The sequence below is a fragment of the Lactobacillus johnsonii genome, assembly GCF_013487865.1.
In the GTDB taxonomy this organism is placed as follows: Bacteria; Bacillota; Bacilli; order Lactobacillales; family Lactobacillaceae; genus Lactobacillus; species Lactobacillus johnsonii_A.
The window spans coordinates 1,252,786-1,278,567 of the sequence record NZ_CP047409.1 but is presented as its reverse complement, the minus strand read 5'-3'; the positions used below and the strand labels follow the sequence as shown (position 1 = coordinate 1,278,567).

Sequence of the window (25,782 nt, the reverse complement as noted above, 5' to 3'; positions counted from 1 at the left end):
AAAATGAAAAAAATTAAGACATATGAAAATAAAAATATTTTGATTTTAGGCTTAGGAAAGAGTGGTTTTTCTGTTGCTAAGCTTCTTTTAAAGCTTGGCGCTAAGCTGACTTTAAATGATAAAAAAGATTTGTCTAACGACGATCGTGCTGCTGAATTAGATAAGTTAGGAGTTAGAGTGATTTCTGGATACCATCCAGTAGAGATTTTTGATGAGGAAAATTTTGATTATCTTGTTAAAAACCCCGGAATTCCTTATGAAAATCCGATGGTAGAGAAGGCAGAGAAGTTAGATATTCCAGTTATTACCGAACCTGAAATTGCACTTAATGTCAGTGAAGCACCGTATGTTTGTGTTACTGGCTCAAATGGAAAGACGACTACGGTTATGCTTACCCAAAGAATTATGGATCATCATTTATCCAAAAATGATGGCCATGCTTATGCAGTTGGTAATATTGGTGTTCCAATTTCAGAAGTTGTTGAAAAAGCGACTTCTAAAGATCTCTTAGTAGTAGAAATGTCTAGCTTCCAATTACTTGGTGTAACTGATATTAAGCCTAAGGTGGCTGCCATTGTTGATATTTATAATAATGTTCACCTTGACTACCATAAGACTTTTGACAATTATGTTGAAGCTAAGCTTAGAATTACTCAATCTCAAGATCAAGATGATTATTTCATTGCTAACTTTGATCAAAAGAATATTTTAGAAAAAGAGCTTGATAAGACAAAAGCTAAGGTTCAGACATTTTCAGAAACAGATAAAACTGCCGACTATTTTATTGGTGATGAATATCTTGAAAGCAAAGACGATCATCACATTATGAAGATCAGCGATATCAAGATCCCAGGTATTCATAACCAACAAAATTGTTTAGTAGCGATTGCTATTTCTAAATTAATGGGTGCAGATGATAGTGACATTCAATATGCATTAAGTACTTTTACTGGTGCGACTCATCGTTTGCAATATGTAATGACTTATAATGATCGTAAGATTTATAACGATTCAAAATCAACGAATATTGAAGCTGCTACTGTAGCTATCCCATCATTTAAAGAACCTGAAGTTTTGATTGCGGGTGGATTAGATCGCGGATTTATGTTTGATTCACTTGTTCTCCTATTTAAAAAGTATGTAAAATCAATTGTGCTTTATGGCGAAACTAAATATCTTTTAGCTGATGCCGCTCGTAAAGCGGGTATTAAAGATATCGTAATTGTTAACACTTTACAAGAAGCTGTTCCACGAGCATATGAATTAAGTGAAGCAGGTGATGTTATTTTGTTTTCACCAGCATGTGCATCTTGGGATCAATTTAACACTTTTGAAGAACGTGGAGACTTTTTTGTAAAATTTATTAAGGAATTAAAGACTAAATAAAATGAGAGTAATTTTTTCTGGTGGCGGAACTGGTGGCCACATATATCCAATTATGGCGTTAATTGAACGTTTGAAAGAACGTAAGTTAGTTACAAATGATGAAATTCTATTTGTTGGAACAGATCGAGGATTAGAATCGAAGATTGTTCCTGCGGCAGGAGTTCCGTTTAAGACTTTAAAAATTAAAGGATTTGATCGAAAGCATCCTCTAAAGAATTTCGAAACAATCGAATTATTCATTAAAGCTACAAAAGAAGCAAAACAAATTATTAAGAACTTTAAACCTGATGTAGTAGTGGGAACTGGTGGATATGTATCAGGCGCCATAGTTTATGAAGCAGCTAAAATGCATATTCCAACTATCATTCATGAATCTAATTCAGTAGTTGGACTAGCAAATAAGTTTTTAGCTCATTATGTTGATAAAATTTGTTATACCTTTGATGATGCTGCAAAGCAATTTTCAGAGAAAAAGAAATTAGTAAAAACTGGTAATCCACGCTCACAACAAGTCCTTGGGTTAAATAAGGAAAATATTGATATTGCTAAGAAATGGGACTTAAATCCTAACATGCCAACAGTGTTGATTTTTGGGGGCTCTCGCGGTGCTTTAGCAATTAATCAAATCGTTGAAAAGTCTTTACCAGAGCTTGAAACAAAACCATATCAGGTTATTTGGGCAACTGGACAATTGTATTATGGCGATGTTAAGAAAAAATTAGCCGGTAAAGAACTGAATTCAAATATAAAGATTGTTCCTTATATTGATAATATGCCAGGCTTATTACCACAAATGACATGCGTTGTAGCACGATCGGGAGCAACTAGTTTGGCTGAATTTACCGCCCTTGGTGTTCCTGTAATTTTAATACCTAGTCCAAATGTAACGCATAATCATCAAATGAAAAATGCGCTTGATATGGAAAAAGCAGGAGCCGCTTTAGTTATTGCAGAAAATGATTTAAATCCTAATAACTTTGTTTCATCAATCGATCATATTCTACTCGATACAAATTATGCAAAGAAGATGAGTGAAGCATCTAAGAAATTAGGTGTTCCAGATGCATCTGATCAAGTAATTTCGGTGATGGAAAGTCTAATTAAAAATAAATAGTGAAAGGGAGTGAGGCATGTGGCCAAAAGAAAAATAACCAAAAAAGATCCTAAAAAAGAATTATCAGGATGGATTGATTATAAAAATAAGGCAAACAATAATGAAAAAAGACGGGTCTCTGCCTCACTAACTAAATTGCAAGCTGAACGACGGCATGCTTTATTGACTCGATTAGGTTTTATAATTTTCTTTTCACTGTGTTGTATTTTAGCTTTAGGATACTATATTTCTCCAAAAGCAAATGTAGCAAGCGTGCAGGTTAAAGGAGCGCCTGAATTAAATAGTAGGCAAGTAGTAAAGACTGTAGACATTTCTCCTGAAAACAAGGTTGTCTTTTGTCTCCTAAAAGGAAAAGAATACAGTAAAAAACTATCAGCTACTTTCCCAGAAATAGAGAAAGTACAAGTGGGCGTCCAAAAAGCAAATCATTTGATTTTAAATATCAAAGAGCGACCAGTAATCGGATATATTCATGAAGGTGACGGTTATCGAAAAATTTTAGCCACTGGAAAAGTGGGTAGTCAAATTATCGCAAGTAATGAAATTGATAAAAATAAGCCTTTATTTACTGGATATAATCAAAAAGTTTCTCTTAGTGAAGATATCAAGGTTTATGCCAGTCTTCCAAAAAATATCCGTGACCAAGTTAAAATGTTGAGTGGTGAAACACGAAGGCCAACGCAAATTATTTTGGTAATGAAAGATAATAATATAGTTATTGGAAATCTTTCTACCATTAAAAGTAAAATACGCTATTATGACAAAATTAAAAGTCAGCTAAGAGAACCATCTGTAATTGATTTTGAAATTGGTGCTTATAGTAGACCGCTCACACAGGCAGAAAAAGTCAAATTAGGACTGACTTGATATTAGTGAGAACGTAAATCATATGTTAAAATTTATTGTATAGTTATGTTTTGGGGGCATTACCTTGGATAAAACTGATTTACTTGTAGGCTTGGATATAGGAACAACAAGCGTAAAAGCAGTAGTCGCTGACACTGCATCTAATGAAATGCAAATTATTGGTGCTGCAAATGGTCCTACTAAAGGAATGCGGCATGGAAAAATTGTTGATATTGATCAAACTGCTGAAAGTATTAGTGCTGTTTTAAAGAAAGTAGCGCAAAAAACAAATTCAAAGATTTATCGCGTAGTAACTGGAATTCCAGTTGGATTACTTCAATTAGAAAATGCTGTTGGATTAATTAACATTGAAGAAAATGGTAGAGAAGTTACTGATAATGATGTAAAACGCGTTCTAGTAACTGCTATTGATACAGCATTAAAAGATGGCCGAGAAGCAATTGCTTTCTTACCTAATAAGTTTTTAATTGATGGAAAAACTGATGTAGATGATCCAAGAAAAATGATTGCTCATTCACTTGAGGTACACGGTATATTACTGACAGCACCTAGTGCAGACTTACACAATATTCGTAAGGCCATTGAAAGATCAGGATATCAAAATAATTTCTTTGTACCTACGCCTTTAGCAATTGCAAGTGTTGCTCTTGATGAAGGAGAAAGAACCTTTGGTACAGTTCTTCTTGATCTAGGTGGGGGATCAACTACTGCGACTGTTATTCATGAGAATAAGATTAAGTATGCGACAATTGATTTAGAAGGTGGAATTGATATTACCAATGATATTTCAGTTGTTTTGAATACTTCAAAAAAAGAAGCTGAAAAAATCAAACTACAATTTGGTTATGCAGATCCAAGCTTAACTTCTAGTGATAACCAATTTCCAGTTAATGTAGTGGGTGAAAATGCTCCAAAAATGATTGATGAAGAGTATCTAAGTGAAATAATTAATGCTCGTCTCGATCAAACTTTCAGTCGAATTGGAAAGGGATTAAAATCTCACGATGCTTTCAATTTGCCAGGTGGAGTTGTGATTACTGGTGGAAGTAGTGCACTTCAGGGAATTGATGACATTGTAAAGGAAGATTTTGGTGTAAAAGCTAGAATTTTTCAACCAGATCAAATGGGACTACGTAATCCAATGTATGCTGCTAGCTATGGAGTAGTAAATTATGCTTATAGTTTGGCTGATATTGATTACTTGGTTAACAGTGTTATTTATGGAAACCAGGTTACTTCTCCGGTTTCTAACCAATCTTCGTCTCAAGAAAATATGAAATTTTTCAAAAGACGTCTAACTCCTAGTGAAATGGAGCAAAAAGAAGATTATAATAAGACTAGTGTTACATCAACGGTCTCTAGGTCTGAAGAGAATGATGATAATAAGAATAATAAAAAAGGAATCAAAGAATTCTTTAAGAAATTTTTTGATTAAATAAGGTGGTTTAGTAAATGGATTTTACTTTCGATTCTGATGACAACAAAAACGCAGTCATTAAAGTAATCGGTGTTGGTGGTGCCGGTGGTAACGCTGTAAACCGAATGATTGATGAAGGAGTACAAGGAGTTTCCTTTATTGCAGCTAACACGGACGTACAAGCTCTTAATAGTAATAAAGCAGAAAATAAGATTCAACTTGGACCTAAACTTACTCGTGGTTTAGGTGCAGGTTCTCATCCGGAAGTTGGTCAAAAAGCTGCTGAAGAGAGTCAACAAACAATTGAAGACTCTTTAAAAGGAGCTGACATGATCTTTATTACTGCTGGTATGGGTGGGGGGACTGGAACTGGTGCTGCTCCTGTAATTGCAAAGATCGCACGTGAAACTGGTGCATTAACTGTTGGGGTTGTTACTCGTCCCTTTACATTTGAAGGTCCAAAACGTTCAAAAAATGCGGCAGAAGGAATTGCTCAATTAAAGCAGTATGTTGATACTCTGGTTATCATTGCGAATAATCGTTTATTAGAAATGGTTGATAAAAAGACACCAATGATGGATGCTTTCAAAGAAGCTGATAATGTCCTCCGTCAAGGTGTTCAAGGTATTTCAGACTTAATTACGTCAACTGACTACGTTAACCTTGACTTTGCAGATGTTAAGACTGTGATGGAAAATCAAGGTGCTGCCTTAATGGGAATTGGACGTGCTAGTGGAGAAAATAGAACAGTTGAAGCTACTAAACTTGCTATTTCATCTCCATTACTTGAAGTATCAATTGATGGAGCAAAACAAGTCCTACTTAACATTACCGGTGGACCAGATCTAACTTTGTTTGAAGCGCAAGATGCTTCTGATATTGTTTCAAAAGCTGCTGGAGATGGCGTAAATATTATCTTTGGTACATCAATCAATGCAAACCTTGGTGATGAAGTTGTAGTTACTGTGATTGCAACTGGAATTGATTCAAAGGCTGAAGAAGAAGCTTCAAAACAGCCAATGCGCCGTCCTTCACATCCAGTCCGTCAAGAAGTAGTAACTCCTGAACGTAAGAGTGAACAACCAGAAGTATCTACTCCTACTCCAACAGATAATGCTGAAGTTAAAGTAGAAAATACTATTTCTCATGAAGCTCCTACCCAATCTACTCCTGAAATAAAAGCAGAAAAGAAAGAATCTCAAGATACTTTACTTGACCCCACAAGCGTTTGGAAGCAAGATAGAAAAGAGAACAATCGTCCACAACCTGTAGAAAACAATGAAAAAGATGACGATGAATTTGATTCATTTAGTTCAGACGACTCCACTAGTATTTCTCAAATCGAAACTAGTGTAGATGATGAATCAGATAATGATATTCCATTCTTCAAACATCGTCGTCAAGATTAGTATTTGGAGGAAGAAATTATGGCTTTTGATAAATTAGGTAGATTTTTTGGTATTTCCGAAGATGATGAAATGAATGAAGTACCATATACCGAATCAGAAGAACAACAAGAAGAAATCCCTCAAACTCAAAAAAATGAGAGAAGAGCAAATGTTGTTTCTATTAATTCTGGTGTTAGTGCTACGAGTAAAATCGTTTTATACGAACCTCGTGTATATTCTGATGCAAAAGAAGTAGCTCAAAATCTTCTAAATAACAAGGCTGTTATTATTAATTTTGCACGTATGGATGATGAACAGGCACGTAGAATTGTTGATTTTATTACTGGTACTGTTTATGCCTTAAACGGTGAAATTCAACGTGTAGGTGACAAGATCTTCTTAGCAACTCCACCAAAATTTGAAACTGATGGTAAAATCGCTGAATTAGTTGAAAAGAAAGATAAAATGGATTAATGGTATTTTCAATTGTAGGCTGGATATTACGTATTATTTCCGATTTATTAAATATCTATAGCTTTCTAATTGTTATCTATACTTTACTAACTTGGATCCCAAGACTACTTGTAACTAAAGTGGGGCGAGTACTAGGGAAAATTGTTGAGCCTTATTTGGAGATGTTTGAACGTTTTATTCCTCCAATCGCTGGAATTTCCTTTGCCCCCGTTGTAGCTTTGTTAGTAATTTATTTTGTAAATAATTATGTCCTTTATTGGATAGCAAATATAATTAGGTACGTGTTTATTAGATAAAATGGAAAAAAGACAAGCTAGTAGTTTTTATCAACATTTTGATGAAAGTGAAAGACCGACGGTGGATTATTTCGTCGGTCTTTTTAATCAGTTTTTATTTAAAAATGAACTGATTTTGACGGATTTTTTAAATCCGAGAGAACAATATATTTTCCGAGAAATAGTTGGAGGCTATGCACAGTTATACAGCTTTGGTGGCTTTTCGAATGCGGAAAAGAAGCGAATGCTATTATGTGATTGGAGTGAAGGCTACGAGCCCGATAAATTCAATATTTCCCTTTTAGAGATTGCTTATCCTCAAAAATGGTCTGAACTCACTCATAGTCAAATCTTAGGTGTTTTGACGCACTTAGGAATTGAATTGGATACTTTTGGTGATATTATCAATGATGAGAATGGAAATTGGCAGTTTTTTGTCAAAGCTGAATTGAAAGATTATTTTCTTGAGGAAATTGATCGAATTGGAAGAACAAAAGTTAAATTATCTGAACTGCCACTATCCAAAGTTTTAGTGCAGGAAGATGATAGTGACGAAATGACTTCAGTAGCGATTTCACTTCGACTTGATGCTGTTATCAGTGCGATTACGAATTTAAGCAGAAGCCAAGTTAAGAAAATTATTGAAGCGGGAGAAGTGAAATTAAATTGGCATCTTGTAACACAATCTAATATAATTGTTTCTGTACAGGATATGCTTAGTATTCGCCATTATGGGAGATATGAGATTATTAATCTTGCCACTACGAAGAAAGGTAAAAAAAGACTTGAGATAAAAGTATGGCAAGCAAAGAAAAGGTGATAATATGACATTAACGCCAATGGATATCCATAATAAGGAGTTTAGTACAAAACTTCGTGGATATGATTCCAAGCAGGTAGATGGTTTTTTAGATCGAATTGTTGATGCATATGGGGATGCACTCGATCAAATTGTTGATTTAAAAAATGAAAATATTGAACTAAAGAAAAAAGTAGATAAATTTGAAAAGGTTAAAGATTCAATTAATGAGTCTTTAATTTCAGCACAAGAAAATGCTGAGGAAATTAAAAAGAGAACCAATAAAGAAGCTCAAGAAATTATCCAAAAAGCTAATCAAGATGCTGATGAGATAGTTAAGAAAGCTCAAGATGAGGGCGAGAAAAAAAGAGCTGAACTTCAAAAGCAATATGATACTTTAAATCATGATTATGATTTGCTTAAGGCAAAGGTAGAAGATTTTAGAGAAGCAATTCAGGGAATGTTAAAAGATCAGATAAAGGAATTAAGTCATTCTGATTGGCAATATTACCTAGATAAATACTATGGCCGCTCCCGCTTATATCCAGCTGACGGCTCACAACCACTTGAGGATGATCCTATTCCAGATGGTCCGGTAGATGATGAAGTACCAGCTGAAGAAACTACTTCTTCTATTTCAGAGGTTGACAATAATGCAGTAAATGAAGTAAACTCTGTTCAAGAAAAGGAAGATAGTACTGAACTTTTAGCTGGAGAAAACTCCGTTAAAGAAAGTATGCATGCTACAGAAGAGAGTTCTGAGCGTCGCGATGGTCCAGTGATTATTTTCCCGGATGATATAAAAGATAATTAAAATTTAAGTCGACAGTAACAACTAGTAGATACCTTAGCGAGTTAGTGATGGTGAAAGACTAACAACTTTCGAAAGTTAATCAGCTGCCAATTGACTTGAACGTTTTCTGTACGATACACAGAGAATAAGTGGAATAGGGTACACTGTACCCTATTCAATTTAGGTGGTACCACGAGAAGCTTCGTCCTATTTGGGATGAAGCTTTTTTTGATTAAGAAAGGATTTTTTATGAGAGTCAAAGATACATTGAATTTGGGTAAAACTAAATTTAAAATGCGCGGTAATCTTCCAGTTCGTGAAGCTGAATGGCAAAAAGAATGGGAAGAAAATAAATTATATGAACAAAGATTAAAACTTAATGAAGGTAAACCCCGTTTTGACCTTCACGATGGTCCTCCATTTGCTAATGGTAATATCCACATGGGACACTCATTAAATAAGATCTCTAAAGATATTATCGTTCGTTTCAAAAATATGAATGGTTACTATGCTCCTTATGTTCCTGGATGGGATACTCACGGTCTTCCTGTAGAACAACAATTAGCTAAAAAGGGCGTTGACCGTAAAACAATGGACCGGGCTAAGTATAGGGAGCTTTGTCGCCAATTTGCGGAAGAACAAGTTCAAAAACAAATGGCTGACTTCAAACGCTTAGGAGTAATGGCTGATTGGGATCATCCTTACATTACTTTACAACCAAAATTTGAAGCTGAAGAAATCAGAGTCTTCGGTGAAATGTTTAAAAAAGGTTATATCTATAAAGGTAAAAAACCTGTTTACTGGTCTTGGTCAAGTGAATCAACTTTAGCTGAAGCTGAAGTGGAATATCATGACATTAAATCGCCAAGAATCTATGTTGCTTTCCCAATTAAGGATGGAAAGGGTATTCTAGACTCAGATACATCACTTGTAATCTGGACTACTACTCCTTGGACTATTCCAAGTAATATCGGAATTACTGTAAATCCTAAATTTGATTACTCAGTAGTTGAAGTTGACGGTAAAAAGTATGTTATTGGAGCAGATCGTTTAGCAGCAGTAGCAGAAGATTTAGGTTGGAAAGACTACAAAGTTCTTCAGACCTTAAAAGGTACTGACTTTGATAGAATGACTTACCAACATCCACTTTATGATGTAACTGGTCTTGTGATGAATGATACTTATGTTACTGATGATGATGGTACTGGCTTAGTTCACAATGCTACTGGTTTTGGTGAAGATGACTACAATGTAGGTCGTCGTTATGGTTTGCCAGTTTTCAGTCCAATGGATGCACAAGGTAGATTTACTAAAGAAGTACCTGATCCAGACTTAGTGGGAATGTTTTATGATGATGCTAATAAAGTGGTTGCTGACAAGCTTGAAAAAGCTGGAGCACTCTTAAAGCTTAGCTTCTTTACTCACTCGTATCCACATGACTGGCGTACTAAGAAACCTGTTATTTACCGTGCAACTACTCAATGGTTTGCTTCAATCGATAAGTTTAGAGATCAAATCTTAGATCAAATTGAAAAATCAGAATTTATTCCTTCATGGGGTAAGACTCGTCTTTACAATATGATTAAAGATCGTGGTGACTGGGTAATTTCTCGTCAACGTGCATGGGGTGTACCACTTCCAATTTTCTATGCAGAAGATGATACTCCAATTGTTACTCCAGAAACTATTGAACATGTAGCTAAAATCTTTGAAAAAGAAGGTTCTAATGCTTGGTATACTCATACTGCAAAAGAACTACTTCCAGAAGGATTTAAGTCAGAACATTCACCAAATGGTAAATTTAGAAAAGAAACTGATATCTTAGATGTTTGGTTTGATTCTGGTTCTTCTTGGGCTGGTGTAATGCAAGAGCGCGATGGCTTAGGTTTCCCAGCAGATTTATATCTTGAAGGTAGTGACCAATACCGTGGTTGGTTTAACTCAAGTTTAATTACTTCAGTTGCTGTAACTGGTAAAGCTCCATATAAGCAAGTTTTATCTCAAGGTTTTGTTTTAGACGATAAAGGACATAAGATGTCTAAATCATTAGGTAATGTAATTTCCCCTAATGATGTAATCAAGCAAATGGGTGCAGAAATTATTCGTTTATGGGTTGCTGGAGCAGATACTACTTCTGATGTAGCAGTTTCTCAAGATATTCTACGTCAATCTGCTGAAAGCTACCGTAAGATCAGAAATACTATGCGCTTTATGCTTGCTAATACTTCAGATTTTGATCCTAAACAAAATTCAATTGCTTATCCCGATATGTCTGGTGTAGATCAATACATGGAAATTAAGTTGAATCGCTTGATTAAAGAAGCAATTGAAGCATACAATAAATTTGATTTCACTAGTGTTTATAAGAAAGTATTCAGCTTCATTTCTAATGACTTATCTGCCTTTTACTTAGACTTTGCTAAGGACATTCTTTACATTGATGCTGAAGACAGTGAAACTCGTCGTTCAATGCAAACTGTAATTTACGATGTTTTAGTTAAGCTAACTAAATTGATGACACCAATCCTTCCACATACTATGGAAGAAGTTTGGGGTTACCTTAAGGAACCAGAAGAATACGTTCAACTTGCTAATATGCCAGAAGTAGACCATTTTGCTAATGAGGATGAAGTTTTAGCAGATTGGAACGCCTTTATGAAAGTTCGTTCAGATGTTTTGAAAGCACTTGAAGAAGCACGTAATGCTAAGGTAATTGGTAAGTCATTTGAAGCACACGTTACTCTTTACCCAACTGAAGAAACGAAGGCACTTCTGGATAAATTAAACGCTAATATCAGACAAATTTTGATTGTTTCTGATTTAACTATTAGTGATGAAGAAGCACCTGAAAATGCTGAAAAATTACCAACTGCATCCATTGTAGTGGAACATGCTGCTGGTGAAGTTTGTCCAAGATGTCGTCGTACTACAACAGATGTTGGTAGTGACCCACGTTTCCCAGAATTATGTGCGCGCTGTGCAGCTATCGTTGCTGAAAACTTTCCTGAAGCAGAAAAAGAAGGTTTAGAAAAATAATGCGTAAAGGTACTGTTAAACAATTTGATCCAAACTCTGCGTATGGATTTATTGAGGATGATTTAACTCATTCATCTTACTTTGTTTTTTATAAATCAATTAAAGAAGAAGGTTATAAGAAACTGAATGTAGGTCAAAGAGTTCGTTATCAATTAGCGCAAGGAAAAAAGGGTCTACAATGTATCAACGTTTATGTTGATCATGACTAAAAGGAGAAATTAAGTGAATCTGAGAGAAACTGAAATCTCAAATAAACCTATTTTCGAAGGTAAACTTATTGACTTAAATGTTGAAACTATTAGTTTACCTAATGGAAAAATAGCTACTCGTGAGATAGTTAAGCATCCCGATGCTAGTGCTGCAATTGCCATCAATGATGAGAAGAAAATGCTTCTTGTAAAACAATGGCGTGAGCCTATTAAACAATTAACTTTGGAGATTCCTGCAGGTTTAATTGATGAGACAGATGCTTCACCTCTTGATGCAATGAAAAGAGAGTTGAATGAAGAGGGGGGCTACAAGGCTGAGTATTGGGAAAAGGTAAGTGAATTTTATACATCTGTTGGTTTTTGTGATGAAAAAATTCATTTATTCTATTGTGATACTTTGTCAAAAATTGAAAATAAACGTCCTCTTGATGAAGATGAATTTTTAACTCAAGAATGGTACAGTCTTCCAGAATTAAAACAGTTAATTGCGTCTGGAGAAATTATGGATGCAAAGACTGTAATGGCAATTACATTTTGGGAAAATATGATTTTAACAGGAAATCAAAGTAATGACTGAAAAACGAGCAGATTATCGTAAAAAACAACAAAAAGAAAAAGTAAGCAAAATTTTCGATAATTTTAAACGATTGAGGAAAGATAAGCATCAAACTGGTGTAAGTGATCAAAAAGTTGAGGTTCAAGATTCTTCAAAATTTGAATCAAGAGAGGATCTCGCAAATCGTGCCTTAAAAGAAAAGCATGAAGATAAGATTAATCGTTTAAAAAAGCGTCTGAACTATGCCATTTTAATTGTTGTTGTTTTATTAGTTATAGTTTTGTTCGCTTTGTTTAAACTTTAGATTTAGAGGTAAAAAATGAAAATCGCAATTATTGTCCCAATGGAAGAAGAAGCAGAATTCTATAAAAAGCATTTTAAGTCTGAAAATAAAGAAGTCTTTGGCACAACTGAATTTGATCATTTTTCAGTAAATGGAAATGACATTTACTTAGGATTAAGTGGAATCGGTAAAGTTAATGCAGCTATGAATTTGACTAGTCTGTTAACCAAGGAAGATATCGACTTGATTTTTATGACTGGTTCTGCTGGATCGTTGCAAGAAGATGTAAAGAGAAAAGATCTAATTTTGCCTAATAAGTTTATGTACTATGATGCTCATAATACTAGTGCAGGTAACTACGTGGAAGGACAAATTCCCCAAGAGCCTGCGGGCTATACTCTAGATAATGCCTTCCGTGCAAAATTTGCGGCGTATTTGAAGGAACACAATATTCCTTTTAAAGAGGGATTGATTGTAACTGGAGATAGTTTTATTGCTTCTGAAGCACAAAAAGATGAGATTAAAAAGAATTTCTCTGACGCATTGGGAGTAGAGATGGAAGGAGCTGCTTTTGCACAAGTGGCTAGACATTTTAATACTCCATTGGTTGCAATTCGTGCTATTTCAGATAATGGGGATGCTAATGCTGACAATGACTTTGATAAATTCGTCAAGGAAGTTGGAGCAAAAGCTGCAAGTATAATTGCATCCTATCTTGAAGAAACAGTTTTAGATTAAACTATTGATAGACTAAGTTCATCGTAACTTGGTCTATTTTTATGTTAAAATAAAAGAGCCACTTCCGAAATGTAAGGAAAGTAAAGAGGTTATAAGATAATATGACTAGGAAAAATGTATACTTAGATAACGCGGCAACTACGCCAATGGATCCAAAAGTTATTGAAAAAATTAGTAGTGAAATGGCTGATGATTTTGGCAACGCTTCTAGTCAACATGCATTTGGTCGTAAGGCACGTCATGTAGTTGAAACAGCGCGTCATCAACTAGCAGAAACAATTAATGCGCAAGATAAGGAAATAATTTTTACTAGTGGTGGCTCTGAAAGCAATAATACTGCTATTTTTGGTACAGTATGTGCTAGAAAAGATGTTGGTAAAAAAATTATTACTACTAAAATTGAGCATCCTTCTGTCTTAAATCCTATGAAACGCTTAGCTCAAGAAGGATACAATATTGTATATCTTGATGTGAATGAAACTGGCCATATTAATTTAGACGACTTGAAGAGAGAGTTAACACCAGATACAATCTTAGTTTCTATTATGGCAGTTAATAATGAAGTCGGATCAATTATGCCGTTAAAAGAAATTGGTGAATTAGTGAAAGATTCTAATGCATATTTTCATGTAGATGACGTACAAGGCTTCGGAAATATTGAAATTGATGTTAGAGAAATGAACATCGACTTATTGTCAACTTCTGCTCACAAAGTTAATGGACCAAAATTTTTAGGTTTTCTTTATGAAAAAGATGGTCTAAAAGTAAGTAATCTACTTTTAGGAGGTGAACAGGAAACTAAACGTCGTCCCGGAACGGAAAATGTACCAGGTATTGCTGGCTTTGGTATAGCTGCTCAAGAACTGAACGAGATGGACAAGCAGAAACTACAAGAGAAATACCAAAAGTTTCAAAAAATAATTTTGGATGAACTTGATGAAAATCAAATTGATTATGAAATTAATGGAACTCTTGAAGGTGAAGTATCCCATCACGTTTTGAACTTATGGTTAAAGGGTGTAGGTACTTACTCTGCTCTAACTAATTTAGATTTAAGTGGATATGCTATTTCTGGTGGTTCTGCATGTACGGCTGGTTCACTTACTCCTTCACATGTTTTACAGGCAATGTATGGGGAAGATTCACCGAGAATTGCAGAATCAATTAGAATTAGCTTTGGTAGATTTAATACTGAAGAAGAAATTCAAGAGTTTGCAGAAGCCTTAGTTAAGATGTGCAAGCGTCTAGCTAAATAGTAAAATTATTTTTTTAAGAATTTGTCTTAAGGTATAATAATAGTAAAATCATATACTTGACACTTACAAAAAATAAGATAATAATATTGAGAGTGATATTTTTATGGCAAATACAGTAATTATTAACGGCGATAATCGGAAATTTACGATTAATCCTGAAATTAAGCGTTATGCATTGATTGATGCAGGTTTCACAAAAACTAAAAGAGGTAATTTCATGTATAAGCATCCCTTATATAATGAATCTCCTTACAATGCGACCTGTCAATTAAAGCTAACAATTAATGAAGATTTAGATCATTTAACAATGGTAGTAACAGATACTAATGGGTTGCAAAAGGTTAATATTTTTAAGAATAAACAACTAGCATCAATGGTTGAACTGCTTAACTTCATTTTAAAGGATCTTGAGGATCGCCAAATTATTGCACCTTGCTAAAAGGAGAAAAGGATAAAATGGTAGATAACAGCAAAATTAGAGTCGTTGTTGGTATGAGTGGTGGAGTTGATTCTTCAGTTTCTGCGCTTTTGCTCAAACAACAAGGCTTTGATGTTGTCGGCGTCTTCATGAAGAATTGGGATGATACTGATGATTCCGGAGTTTGTACGGCAACTGAGGATTACGAAGATGTAAAAAAAGTTGCAGATGAAATCGGTATTCCTTACTATTCCATTAACTTTGAAAAGGATTATTGGGAGCGTGTATTTGAATATTTCTTGGATGAATATAAAAAAGGTAGAACTCCAAATCCTGATGTAATGTGTAATAAAGAAATAAAATTTAAATCCTTCTTAGATTTCGCAATGGATTTAGATGCGGATTATATTGCAATGGGTCACTATGCAGCAACTAGAGTTGACGACAACGGTGTTGTTCATATGATGCGTCCAAAGGATGGCAATAAGGATCAAACTTACTTTTTAAGCCAACTTTCACAAGATCAATTGAAGAAGGTAATTTTCCCACTTGCTAATTTAACTAAGCCACAAGTACGTGAAATTGCTATTGCTTCAGGCCTAGCAACTGCTAAAAAGAAAGATTCTACAGGAATTTGTTTCATCGGTGAACGTAACTTTAGAAAGTTCTTGAGTGAATTTTTACCAGCTCAATCAGGAAAAATGGTTACTCCAGATGGAAAAGTTGTTGGTGAGCATGCTGGTTTAATGTACTACACTATTGGTCAAAGATCTGGCCTTGGTTTAGGTTCAACTAAGGAATCAACTGATCCATGGTTTGTAGTAGGTAAGGACCTAAAGAAGAACGAGCTAATTGTTGAACAAGGATACGACAGCAAGCTTTTATATGCTACTAGTCTAGATGCAAGTAGTGTGTCATTCTTTACAGGCCAACCAGATCACGACGTTGATTTGAAGTGTACCGCTAAGTTTAGATACCGTCAACCTGATGTTGGCGTAACTATGCACTATCATGCCAAGGATAATACAGTTCATGTTGAGTTTGATGAGCCAGCACGTGCCGTTACTCCAGGACAAGCTATTGTGTTCTACAATGGTGAAGAGTGCTTAGGTGGAGCTACAATTGACCGCGCATACCAGAACGAAAAGCAATTACAACTAGTATAGTTTAAAAGAAGTCTCTTTGAGGCTTCTTTTTTATTTTTATAAACTGTTATTTTCTCCTCTTAAAACTTATAATAGTAATAAAAGTGGAGGGATAAGCAAATTATGCAATTATATTTTGTAAGACATGGAAAAACAAAATGGAACTTAGAAGGACGCTATCAAGGTGGTAGTGGTAATTCACCTCTTTTGCCTGAAAGTTACGAAGACATCAAAAAATTGGCTGAATACTTAAAAGGAACAAAGTTTAGAGCCTTTTATTCTAGTCCTTTACAACGCGCATTAACGACGGCAGTGATGCTGAGAAATGATATGGGAATTACTGTCCCAGTCATTGTTGACGACCGTTTAAAGGAGTTTAATCTAGGAGATCTGGAGGGAATGAAGTTTGTTGATGCTGAAAGTAAATATCCAGATCAAATAAAAGCATTTCGTTATTTCCCTGATCGTTATGATCCATCAACTTTCCATGGTGAAAATTTTGACCATATGATAGAGCGTGGGAAGAAATTGATTGCTGATATTGTAAAAAGATATCCTAATAAAGATGATAAGGTATTATTAGTAAGTCATGGAGCTGCTTTGTGTGCCTTAATTAGAACGCTAGAGGGGTATGATATTGCAGATATTAGAAAGCGTGGCGGCTTGACTAATACAAGTCTTACCGTTCTTGATACGGAAGATCATGGAAAGACTTTTGATGAAGTAGCGTGGAATGAAACAAGCTACTTAGATCGGAAAATTACTAGTAGGGATACAATTTAAAAATGGATAAAAAAATAGCCAACTTATATGATGCTGGCAATGTGGATAAAGCTATACATTTATTAATTGAAAAAATAAATAAGCATCCCAAACATATCGAAAATTATTTGCAGCTTTCAACTTATTTAATTGAACAAAATGCTACTGATCAGGCGTTAGAATTATTAGAAAAAGCTCGGGGCCTTGTTAAGCATCCGGAAGATCTAACTTATAACATTGCTGTCTGCTACTACATGCAAGGAGATTTTGCTAAGTCACTTGCGTTACTTAATTCTATTGCTGACGATGAAGAAACAATGTATCAAAAGGCTTTAATTTTTATGAAATTAGGTCAGTATCAAAAGGCCTTAGCCTACGCCTTAACGTTAAAGAATCAGGATGAGCGAACTTTAGAATTAATTGGTGATATTTGGCTTAGTTTGGGTGATTTAAAATCTGCAAATCAAACTTATAATAAAATTTCAGAAGACCAAAGAAATGCAAAAGTTAATTTTTTATTGGGGTTAACTTTATTTGATACTAATCCTGATGAAGCAGAAAAATATTTTAAATTATCAAAAAATCAAGATCCCAAATATTTTGCTCAAGCACAAAAGCAATATAATGCGGTAGCAAAATTGATTAGAGGTAAAAATGGCAGAAACTAGTTTTACTGGACGAATAAATGGAATTGTTTTTGAAAACAATCAAGACCTTTTCAAGATTATTGATGTAGATTTAATTAGTAAATTACCTGATTATGATCGTGATAATATTCGAGTAACTGGAAATTTTGGGGATATCCAAATTGGATCAACTTATAAATTTACCGGTAATATTGTTGTACACGGAAAATTTGGCAAACAATTTCGTATAATTTCCTATGAACCAGTTTTGCCCCATGAAGAGGGTAGTTTAGCTAAGTACCTTAGTTCTGACAAGTTTCCTGGGATTGGTAAGAGGGCTGCTGAAAAGATCATTGATAGTTTAGGAACAAATGCGTTAGATCTTATTAAGTCAAATCCAACTGAGATTGACAATCTTGATTTGACTCAAAAGCAAAAGGATAGCTTATTATCTGGAATTAATCAGATGGATTCATTTTCAGAAATTGTGATTAAACTAGCTAGATATGGAATCAATAAAAAAGTAGCCGGTAATATTTATAAAGTGTATCATGGTGATTCCTTGAAGAAACTAGAGGAAGATCCTTATCAAGCCCTTGGTGAAGTTCGTGGTTTTGGTTTTAAAACTGCGGATAATATGGGACACGCGCTCGGAATAGAACTAAATGATCCTAGAAGAGTTAGGGGAGCAATTTTAAGTATTTTACAGACTGCTCTTAATACCTTGGGAGATACTTATGTTCCACTTGATGAATTATTAACAGAGGCTTATGATTTAGTTCAATCGACCTCTTATGATGAACTTGCTAATAGTGTTAATGAACTTCAAAGACAAGGAAAAGTTGTTATTTCAGGTGATAAGGCGGCCTTGCAAGCAATTTTCCAAACTGAACTTGATATAGCAACCGAATTAAAACATGTGGTTAATAATCAAGTTGAAAACGAAGAATTTGATAATAGCGATATTGAAATGGCAATTAAACATGTTGAAGAAACACTTGAAATTGAATATGATGAAACTCAAAAAAGTGCAATTAAAAATGCTCTAAATAATCCAATTTCAATTCTTACTGGTGGTCCTGGTACTGGTAAAACAACAATTATCAATGGGATTTTAATGTGCTTGAAGGAATTGGCAGAAATTCCAAGTGCAACTTTATATAGTGATGATCCACCATTCTTACTGGCTGCACCAACGGGTCGAGCAGCCAAACGAATGAGCGAGGTTACAGATATTTCAGCAAAAACCATTCACCGTTTATTAGGGTTAGGTATCGGTGAAAATGATGCAACTGATGTAAACGAATTGAATGGTGAGATTTTAATAATTGATGAAATGTCAATGGTTGATATGTTTCTCTTTAAACAGCTTTTATCCGGTATTAATTCAACAAAGAGGATAGTTTTTGTTGGGGACAAAGATCAGCTTCCTTCAGTTGGAGCAGGTAACGTTTTCGGTGATTTAATCAGCTCCGGAGCATTTCCAACTACACGGTTGCAAGTGATTCATAGACAGGGTGAAGATTCATCAATTATTAAGTTGGCCCATGCAATTAATGATGAAGAAGCCGAGGAGACTATTTTTAATAAAACTAAAAACTACTCTTTTATTCCATGTCAACCAAGCCTGGTGGGGGATGCAATTGATCAAATCGTAAATTTAGCCATTAAACGTGGCTTCAAAAGGGATGATATTCAAGTTCTGGGAGCCATGTACAATGGTCAAGGTGGAATTACTCACTTGAATGATATTTTGCAGGATGTGATGAATCCACTATCAGTAAAAACTAAAGTAATTGAAGCTCACAATGAAAGTTTTAGAATCGGGGACCGAATTCTACAATTACAAAATAATCCAGAAAAAGATATTTATAATGGTCAAATTGGTAAAATTATTGGCCTTAATCCTGATGATAAAGCCAAAATATTAATTGCAGATTTTGACGGTCGTGAAATAGAATTTGGTATTAAAGACTTAAATGATATTACCCGTGCGTATGCCATTACCATCCATAAGTCCCAAGGATCAGAATTTCCGTTAGTAATTTTAAATCTTACGATGCAAAATTATATGATGTTGAGGCGGAATTTGTTATATACCGCCATTACTCGTGCCGAAAAAAATTTAGTTATGGTAGGAGAAAAAAAGGCGTATATTATGGCATTGCGTACTCCAGGTAATGACCGTAAGACTGAGTTAGCAGCTAAAATTAGGCATGAGTTAGGTCTAAAAGAAGTTGAAAATACTTCAAATGTAAATGCGGAACAAGAAAAAAACAAAGCTGAACTTAAAGAAGAAAATGTTGAGCCAGAAAATTATATTTTGACTCCTGAGCTAATTTATTCTGGACAGATTGATCCAATGATTGGAATGGAAGATATTAGATTAGAAGAAAAAAGATAGCAAAATAGCCAGCTCATTATGAGCTGGCTATTTGTCGTTTATTGCAAAAGATCAAAATGATCCACTTCAAATTTTAGATGAAACTTTCTTTTTGATAATTCTTCTCCATCTAACTGACCATACTCAGGATCATCAGTTTTAACTTCAATTGCAGATGATTCAAAATAATGAAATTGGTTACTTTTCATGTGTGATCCATTAATTAGCAACTTAGAAAATAGATAAATAAATTTTACTAAGTTTGGCTTTTCTACAATTGCAATATCTAAGTGATGATTGTGAATGCTAGCAATCGGTAAGATTGGTACGCCGCCACCGAAGTAGGGATGGTTAGTAGTAGTAACTAAATAGGCGTGTTCATAGTAAGAGGTGTGACTATTAGTCGAAACTCTGACCTTAAAATTGTCTTGTCCCTTGAGCGCTTGAACAATATTAATTCCGTAAGTTAAGTTACCTATATTAATTTTATTAAATTTAGTTTTTAGTTTTGAGTGGTTCGTTTTATTAACTACATAAGCATCAAAACCAATTCCTAAATTGTTAACAAAGTATCTTGTCTCACCGTTAATTAGATCATGGTATTTTCCGCAATCTACTTTAGTAACGGTCGGATTATTCTTTAGATGTCTAATCAATTTTAGAGGATCTGTTTCAAGTTTAGCTGCTCTAGCAAAATCATTTCCAGTGCCTGCTGGGAAGTAGGCAAGGGGAGTGTTAGGCTGCTCTGAATTTTTAACACCATTTAAAGCTTGGTTTAGAGAACCATCGCCACCGACCACAATAACATATTCAGTTCCGGAACTAATTTCATTGGCTACCTTGGTTGCAAGTGGAACCAATTGTCCCGGATAATTGGAGATATGAATGTCATAGTCCATTTTTTCATTTTTAAGTACAGTTTCAATTTGCTTGAGAGCTTTTTCGCCTCTGTTGCTCCCGGATTTTAGATTTACCAGTAAGTGAATCTTTTTCATCATTTTTTGCCTATGTAATATAAAAATAAGCCCCGAGATGGGGCTTACTTTATTTCTTTTCAATTAGCATTGGCAGAATCATTGGTCTTCTTTCAGTCTTTGAATATAGGAAATCTTGAAGATTCTCAATGATAGCCTTTCTAATTTCATTTTCTTTTGGTTGTGGATCTTTCGCCATTTCCGTCTTAAGAACATGGTAGACATGTTTCTGAGCTTGACTAATCAATTCTGTTGATTCACGCATGTAGACAAAACCACGACTCAAAATGTCTGGACCTGCAAGAACGCGTTGGTGTTTGTAGTCAACAGTTGCTACCACTACTACAAGACCTTCTTCAGCTAAAATTTGACGGTCACGAACAACGATATTACCAACATCATCGCTACCAGAAGTATCAACAAAGACATCCGGAATATTAATGTGACCAGCAATTCTAGAAGAATCTTTCGTTAAAGCAAGAACATCTCCGTTTTTAAGAACGAAAGTATGATCTTTAGGCATGCCAGTAGATTGAGCAGTTTCAGTATGAACAACTTGCATTCTATATTCACCATGAACTGGAATGAAGTATTCAGGTTTAGTTAACTCAATCATCATCTTTTGTTCTTCTTGGCCAGCGTGTCCAGAAGTATGGACATTATGAATCTTACCATGAACAACATTAGCACCAGCTTCAGTTAACTTATTAATTAAGTGGTTTACGCTAGTGGTGTTACCTGGAATTGGATTAGATGAAAAGATGACTGTGTCGCCTGGTTGTAGTGAAATCTGACGGTGAGTTCCATCTGCAATTCTTGAAAGAGCAGCCAGAGGTTCACCTTGAGAACCAGTACATAAGATCATTGCTTTTTCCGGTGGAGTATGGTTAATTTCATTAGCATCAACTAAGGTTCCTTCAGGAATATCTAAGTAGCCAAGATCAATACCATTTTGAACCCCATTTTCCATTGAACGACCAAAGATAGCTACTTTTCTTCCGGTATCAACAGCAGCTTTGATCGCAGTTGATACACGGTAAAGGTTGGAAGCAAAAGTGGCAAAAATAATTCTACCTTTAATTCCAGTAATGATGTCGTGTAATGAATGAGCAACAAATCTTTCTGACTTTGTAAATGTAGGAACTTCTGCATTAGTAGAGTCGGATAAAAGGGCCAAGACGCCTTCTTTTCCGAGCTTAGCCATCTCTTGAAAATCAGGAGCCGGTTGATTCATAACTGGAGTTAAATCGAATTTAAAGTCTCCAGTAAATAGAACGGCTCCTTCAGGAGTATGAACTGCAATTCCTAGAGTATCAGGAATTGAGTGAGTGGTTCTGAAGAAACTTACTGATAACTTATCAAATTTTAAAACAGTATCTTCATGTTCTTCATGAAGTTCACTAGAGTTTAAAATTCCATGTTCATCAAGTTTTCCTCGAATTAAGGCTAAAGCAAATGGAGTAGCATAGACAGGAATTTCAGGAATTTTCTTTAAAAGGTAAGGAATTCCTCCAATGTGATCTTCATGTCCGTGCGTAACAACTAATGCTTTGATTTTTTTTCTATTCTTAACTAAGTAGGAATAGTCTGAGATAACATAATTGATTCCCATCATATCGTCTTCAGGGAATTTGATACCGCAGTCCATGATGATAATTTCATCTTGGTACTCAACGCAGTACATATTACGGCCGATTTCGCCTAGACCCCCTATAGCGTAAACGCCGACTTCGTTATTCTTTAATTTCAAGGTCGTTAGTTATCCTTAGAATCAAAAGTTGTCAGTTTGAAATCTGGGCTTTGCTTTTCGTAAGCAAGGGAGTTTCCAGTTAATTCTTGGATGAGTTCAATGTTGTAGGGGGTATTATCCTCAACCATAGTTCTTGCTGCAACTACATTATCTGCTTCTAAAAAAAGAGTCTTAGTAGTTTCTCTTCTTGGATTAACGATCTGGTCTTTTTGGTATAAAACTTTGTAGATCATTTCTTATAATCTCCTTATATTTAAAACGTTCAAAAAAACTTCTGCATAAACTTGCAGAAATTCATAGCTATTAAAATTTTATCATAAACTTGCTTTTAAGTATACCAATTTACTTCATATATAGTATGGAAAAAGGCGATAGAACATCTTGCTCTAACGCCTAGTAGAAAATTAAAAGTTTAATTTTAAGAAATTACGATTGTATCTTCTGCTAATTCAAAAGGATTTTGCTTATTGATGCGATCATAGAATAAATGACCATTTAAGTGATCAATTTCGTGGGAAGCAACGATTGCCGGATAGTCTTTTAAGCGAATAGTTTTTTCTTCACCATCTACTGTATAGTAACGAATTTTTAATTTATCAGGACGAGGAACATATCCTTCAATGTCTTTGTCTACACTTAAACAGCCTTCACCTTCAGCAAGACAAGTTCTTCTAACTGATTCAGAAAGAATTTTAGGATTAACAAAAACTTCCTTAAAGATGATTTCACCTTTGTCGTTGGGAACTAAAAGAGCAGCCATTTGAACACTTTCACCAACTTGTGGAGCAGCTAGACCAACACCAGCTCTTAATTGATGCTTTTCAGCAATCTTAGGATCTTGGGAGTTGATTAAGTATTGCATCATGTCGTCAGCTAATTTTTTGTATTCATCGGATAATGGAAAAGTTAAAGGCTTAGCAATTTGTCTTAAAACTGGATTGCCATCGCGCGTAATATCATGCATTAAAATCAAAATTATATCTCCTTAATTAAATAATTTGCTATAAACTATAATAACAATTGAAAGAAAAGACGGCAACGACCGAAGTTTTTGGTATAATATTTTTGTTAAAAATAAACAGTTCACAGCTTGTACTTCCGTTGACGACATTATATTTTTAGAGTAGAATTGTAAAACGAAACTATAGAGATATAAAGCTTCAATAACTGCATTATTATTTTTGCGTAAAAGGGCTGTGACTGGAGTCACAGTTTTTTTATGAAGTTCGGGGAGGAATTTCTTTTGCAAAGAAGAGACGATATTAGAAATATTGCCATTATCGCACACGTTGACCACGGTAAGACTACTTTGGTTAACCAATTGTTAAAACAATCAGATACATTGCCAGAGCACATGAATCTAGAAGATCGTGCTATGGACTCCAATGCTATTGAACGTGAACGTGGTATTACTATCTTATCTAAGAACACTGCTGTTAAGTACGGTGATACTACTATTAACATCTTGGATACACCAGGACACGCTGACTTCGGTGGTGAAGTAGAACGTATCATGCACATGGTTGACGGATGTTTATTGCTTGTTGATGCTTACGAAGGTACTATGCCACAAACTCGTTTTGTGCTTAAGAAGGCTTTGGAAGCTGGCGTTAAGCCAATCGTAGTTATTAATAAGATTGACCGTCCAGGTGCTCGTCCAAAGGAAGTATTGGATGAAGTTCTTGAATTATTCATCGAATTAGGTGCTAGTGATGAACAACTTGATTTCCCAGTTGTTTACGCATCTGCTTTAAACGGTACTTCTTCATACGAATCAGACCCAGCTAAGCAAGAAGAAACAATGGATCCTATTTTTGATACTATTGTTAAGAACATTCCTGCTCCAGTTGATAATTCTGATGAACCATTACAATTCCAAATCACTATGCTTGATTGGGATGACTACGTAGGTCGTATCGGTGTAGGACGTATTTACCGCGGAAAAGTTAAAGTTGGTGACAACATTACTGTTATGAAACGTGATGGTTCAACTCAAAACTTCCGTGTTACTAAATTATTTGGTTACTTCGGTTTGAAGCGTAACGAAATTCAAGAAGCAAAAGCCGGCGATATCATTGCTATTTCTGGTATTAATGATATTTATGTTGGTGAGACTATTGCTTCTGCTGACAAGCCTGAAGCATTACCACTTCTTAAGATTGATCCACCAACTCTTCAAATGGACTTTGTTGCAAATGATTCACCATTTGCTGGTCGTGAAGGTGATCAAGTTACACCTAAGAAACTTGAAGACCGTTTAATTCGTCAAACTCGTACTGATGTTTCTTTAAAGGTTGAACCAACTGACCAATTAAATGCCTGGACTGTTTCTGGTCGTGGTGAATTACACTTGTCAATTTTAGTTGAAGAACTTCGTCGTGAAGGATTTGAATTACAACTTTCACGTCCTAAAGTTATTTACCGTGAAGTTGATGGACAAATGTGTGAACCATTTGAAGCAGTTCAAGTAGATACTCCAGATGCTTATGTAGGTTCTGTTATTGACTCTCTTTCACAAAGAAAAGGTGAAATGAAGAATATGGAATCTACTGGTAACGGCCAAACTAGACTTGAATTCTTAGTACCATCACGTGGTTTGATTGGTTACAACAATGAATTCATGTCCCAAACTGCTGGTTACGGAATTATGAACCATACTTTTGATTCATACAAGCCTGTTGTTAAGAACTGGGAACCAGGTCGTCGTAACGGTGCCTTAGTTTCAATCAATCAAGGTCAATCAACAACTTACTCACTTCAATCAGTTGAACAACGTGGTGAATTATTCATCGGTGCTGGTGTTGAAGTTTACGAAGGTATGATTGTTGGTCAATCATCACGTGAACGTGATATTGCTGTTAACGTAACTAAGGGTAAGAACTTAACTAACACCCGTGCTGCAGGTAAGGACCACTCAGCTTCAATTAAGACTCCTAAGACTATGACTTTGGAAGAAGCTATTGAATTCTTGAACGATGATGAATACTGTGAAGTAACTCCAGAAAGTATTCGTTTACGTAAGAAGATCTTAAACACTAACGAAAGAAAAAAGGCAGATAAGAAACGTAACAAATAGTTTATTTCTTATTTAATTTTTAAAAGTAGCTCAATTTATTGAGCTACTTTTTTTGTT

At 35.0% G+C, this 25,782-nt stretch carries 25 protein-coding genes; 21 read left to right on the top strand and 4 right to left on the bottom strand.

Features of this window, described 5'->3' with window-relative positions; all coding sequences use genetic code 11:
* Positions 1–3 precede the first annotated feature (3 nt).
* The 20 genes from murD to recD2 all read left to right on the top strand — a co-directional run bounded on the left by murD (position 4) and on the right by recD2 (position 19,946).
* Positions 4–1,386 carry a UDP-N-acetylmuramoyl-L-alanine--D-glutamate ligase gene (gene murD / locus GTO82_RS06020; protein ID WP_180872885.1) on the top strand — a complete coding sequence of 461 codons (1,383 nt, stop codon included), beginning with the start codon at positions 4–6 and terminating at the stop codon, positions 1,384–1,386.
* 1 nt (position 1,387) lies between these two features.
* Positions 1,388–2,500, top strand: coding sequence for an undecaprenyldiphospho-muramoylpentapeptide beta-N-acetylglucosaminyltransferase (gene murG / locus GTO82_RS06015; protein ID WP_023599735.1), 1,113 nt, complete (start codon positions 1,388–1,390; stop codon positions 2,498–2,500).
* 18 nt (positions 2,501–2,518) lie between these two features.
* Positions 2,519–3,367 (top strand): cell division protein FtsQ/DivIB, encoded by an 849-nt coding sequence (locus GTO82_RS06010; protein WP_180872884.1) that lies wholly within the window; start codon positions 2,519–2,521, stop codon positions 3,365–3,367.
* Positions 3,368–3,431: 64 nt separating this feature from the next.
* Positions 3,432–4,802, top strand: a complete 1,371-nt coding sequence (gene ftsA, locus GTO82_RS06005; protein ID WP_180872883.1) for a cell division protein FtsA — start codon at positions 3,432–3,434, stop codon at positions 4,800–4,802.
* A 17-nt stretch (positions 4,803–4,819) separates the two neighbouring features.
* The gene (ftsZ, locus tag GTO82_RS06000; RefSeq protein ID WP_180872882.1) at positions 4,820–6,193 is read left to right on the top strand and encodes a cell division protein FtsZ; all 1,374 of its coding nucleotides are present in this window, start codon (positions 4,820–4,822) and stop codon (positions 6,191–6,193) included.
* Positions 6,194–6,211: 18 nt separating this feature from the next.
* Complete coding sequence (locus GTO82_RS05995) at positions 6,212–6,646, top strand: cell division protein SepF (protein WP_004897575.1); 435 nt, start codon at positions 6,212–6,214, stop codon at positions 6,644–6,646.
* Positions 6,646–6,942 (top strand): YggT family protein, encoded by a 297-nt coding sequence (locus tag GTO82_RS05990; RefSeq protein ID WP_180872881.1) that lies wholly within the window; start codon positions 6,646–6,648, stop codon positions 6,940–6,942. The genes GTO82_RS05995 and GTO82_RS05990 overlap by 1 nt, the downstream gene beginning before the upstream one ends.
* A 1-nt stretch (position 6,943) precedes the next feature.
* Positions 6,944–7,741, top strand: coding sequence for an RNA-binding protein (locus GTO82_RS05985; protein WP_180872880.1), 798 nt, complete (start codon positions 6,944–6,946; stop codon positions 7,739–7,741).
* A 4-nt stretch (positions 7,742–7,745) separates the two neighbouring features.
* The gene (locus tag GTO82_RS05980; protein WP_180872879.1) at positions 7,746–8,534 is read left to right on the top strand and encodes a DivIVA domain-containing protein; all 789 of its coding nucleotides are present in this window, start codon (positions 7,746–7,748) and stop codon (positions 8,532–8,534) included.
* A 228-nt stretch (positions 8,535–8,762) separates the two neighbouring features.
* A complete protein-coding gene (ileS, locus tag GTO82_RS05975; protein ID WP_180872878.1) occupies positions 8,763–11,549 on the top strand; it encodes an isoleucine--tRNA ligase in 2,787 nt (928 codons plus the stop codon).
* Entirely contained in the window at positions 11,549–11,758 is a 210-nt protein-coding gene (locus GTO82_RS05970; protein WP_004894259.1) for a cold-shock protein, read from the top strand. The genes ileS and GTO82_RS05970 overlap by 1 nt, the downstream gene beginning before the upstream one ends.
* Before the next feature lie 13 nt (positions 11,759–11,771).
* Positions 11,772–12,335, top strand: a complete 564-nt coding sequence (locus GTO82_RS05965) for an NUDIX hydrolase (protein WP_180872877.1) — start codon at positions 11,772–11,774, stop codon at positions 12,333–12,335.
* A complete protein-coding gene (locus GTO82_RS05960; RefSeq protein ID WP_180872876.1) occupies positions 12,328–12,618 on the top strand; it encodes a hypothetical protein in 291 nt (96 codons plus the stop codon). Before GTO82_RS05965 ends, GTO82_RS05960 begins: the two co-directional genes overlap by 8 nt.
* 15 nt (positions 12,619–12,633) lie before the next feature.
* Positions 12,634–13,335 carry a 5'-methylthioadenosine/adenosylhomocysteine nucleosidase gene (locus GTO82_RS05955; protein WP_180872875.1) on the top strand — a complete coding sequence of 234 codons (702 nt, stop codon included), beginning with the start codon at positions 12,634–12,636 and terminating at the stop codon, positions 13,333–13,335.
* A gap of 101 nt (positions 13,336–13,436) precedes the next feature.
* On the top strand, positions 13,437–14,591 hold the full coding sequence (locus GTO82_RS05950) for a cysteine desulfurase family protein (protein WP_180872874.1): 1,155 nt from the start codon (positions 13,437–13,439) through the stop codon (positions 14,589–14,591).
* A gap of 103 nt (positions 14,592–14,694) precedes the next feature.
* Positions 14,695–15,030: a DUF1831 domain-containing protein gene (locus GTO82_RS05945; RefSeq protein WP_180872873.1), complete on the top strand. Its 336-nt coding sequence runs from the start codon at positions 14,695–14,697 to the stop codon at positions 15,028–15,030.
* A gap of 17 nt (positions 15,031–15,047) precedes the next feature.
* On the top strand, positions 15,048–16,175 hold the full coding sequence (gene mnmA / locus GTO82_RS05940) for a tRNA 2-thiouridine(34) synthase MnmA (RefSeq protein WP_180872872.1): 1,128 nt from the start codon (positions 15,048–15,050) through the stop codon (positions 16,173–16,175).
* Between the two features lie 102 nt (positions 16,176–16,277).
* Positions 16,278–16,937, top strand: coding sequence for a histidine phosphatase family protein (locus GTO82_RS05935; RefSeq protein ID WP_180872871.1), 660 nt, complete (start codon positions 16,278–16,280; stop codon positions 16,935–16,937).
* 2 nt (positions 16,938–16,939) lie between these two features.
* Positions 16,940–17,584 carry a tetratricopeptide repeat protein gene (locus GTO82_RS05930; protein WP_180872870.1) on the top strand — a complete coding sequence of 215 codons (645 nt, stop codon included), beginning with the start codon at positions 16,940–16,942 and terminating at the stop codon, positions 17,582–17,584.
* The gene (gene recD2 / locus GTO82_RS05925; RefSeq protein ID WP_180872869.1) at positions 17,571–19,946 is read left to right on the top strand and encodes an SF1B family DNA helicase RecD2; all 2,376 of its coding nucleotides are present in this window, start codon (positions 17,571–17,573) and stop codon (positions 19,944–19,946) included. Before GTO82_RS05930 ends, recD2 begins: the two co-directional genes overlap by 14 nt.
* Positions 19,947–19,984: 38 nt before the next feature.
* Here the strand turns inward: recD2 and GTO82_RS05920 are convergent, their stop codons facing one another.
* From GTO82_RS05920 to def, 4 genes are all read right to left on the bottom strand, one after another.
* The gene (locus tag GTO82_RS05920) at positions 19,985–20,920 is read right to left on the bottom strand and encodes a diacylglycerol/lipid kinase family protein (protein ID WP_180874092.1); all 936 of its coding nucleotides are present in this window, start codon (positions 20,918–20,920) and stop codon (positions 19,985–19,987) included.
* Between the two features lie 49 nt (positions 20,921–20,969).
* Positions 20,970–22,649 carry a ribonuclease J1 gene (gene rnjA, locus GTO82_RS05915; RefSeq protein ID WP_023599724.1) on the bottom strand — a complete coding sequence of 560 codons (1,680 nt, stop codon included), beginning with the start codon at positions 22,647–22,649 and terminating at the stop codon, positions 20,970–20,972.
* Positions 22,650–22,654: 5 nt separating this feature from the next.
* A complete protein-coding gene (locus GTO82_RS05910) occupies positions 22,655–22,882 on the bottom strand; it encodes a DNA-dependent RNA polymerase subunit epsilon (RefSeq protein ID WP_004894289.1) in 228 nt (75 codons plus the stop codon).
* Between the two features lie 185 nt (positions 22,883–23,067).
* Complete coding sequence (gene def, locus GTO82_RS05905) at positions 23,068–23,622, bottom strand: peptide deformylase (protein ID WP_180872868.1); 555 nt, start codon at positions 23,620–23,622, stop codon at positions 23,068–23,070.
* A 246-nt stretch (positions 23,623–23,868) separates the two neighbouring features.
* Here def and typA point away from each other — a divergent pair, with 246 nt between their 5' ends.
* Positions 23,869–25,725: a translational GTPase TypA gene (gene typA / locus GTO82_RS05900; protein WP_012846345.1), complete on the top strand. Its 1,857-nt coding sequence runs from the start codon at positions 23,869–23,871 to the stop codon at positions 25,723–25,725.
* The last annotated feature ends 57 nt before the right edge of the window (positions 25,726–25,782 follow it).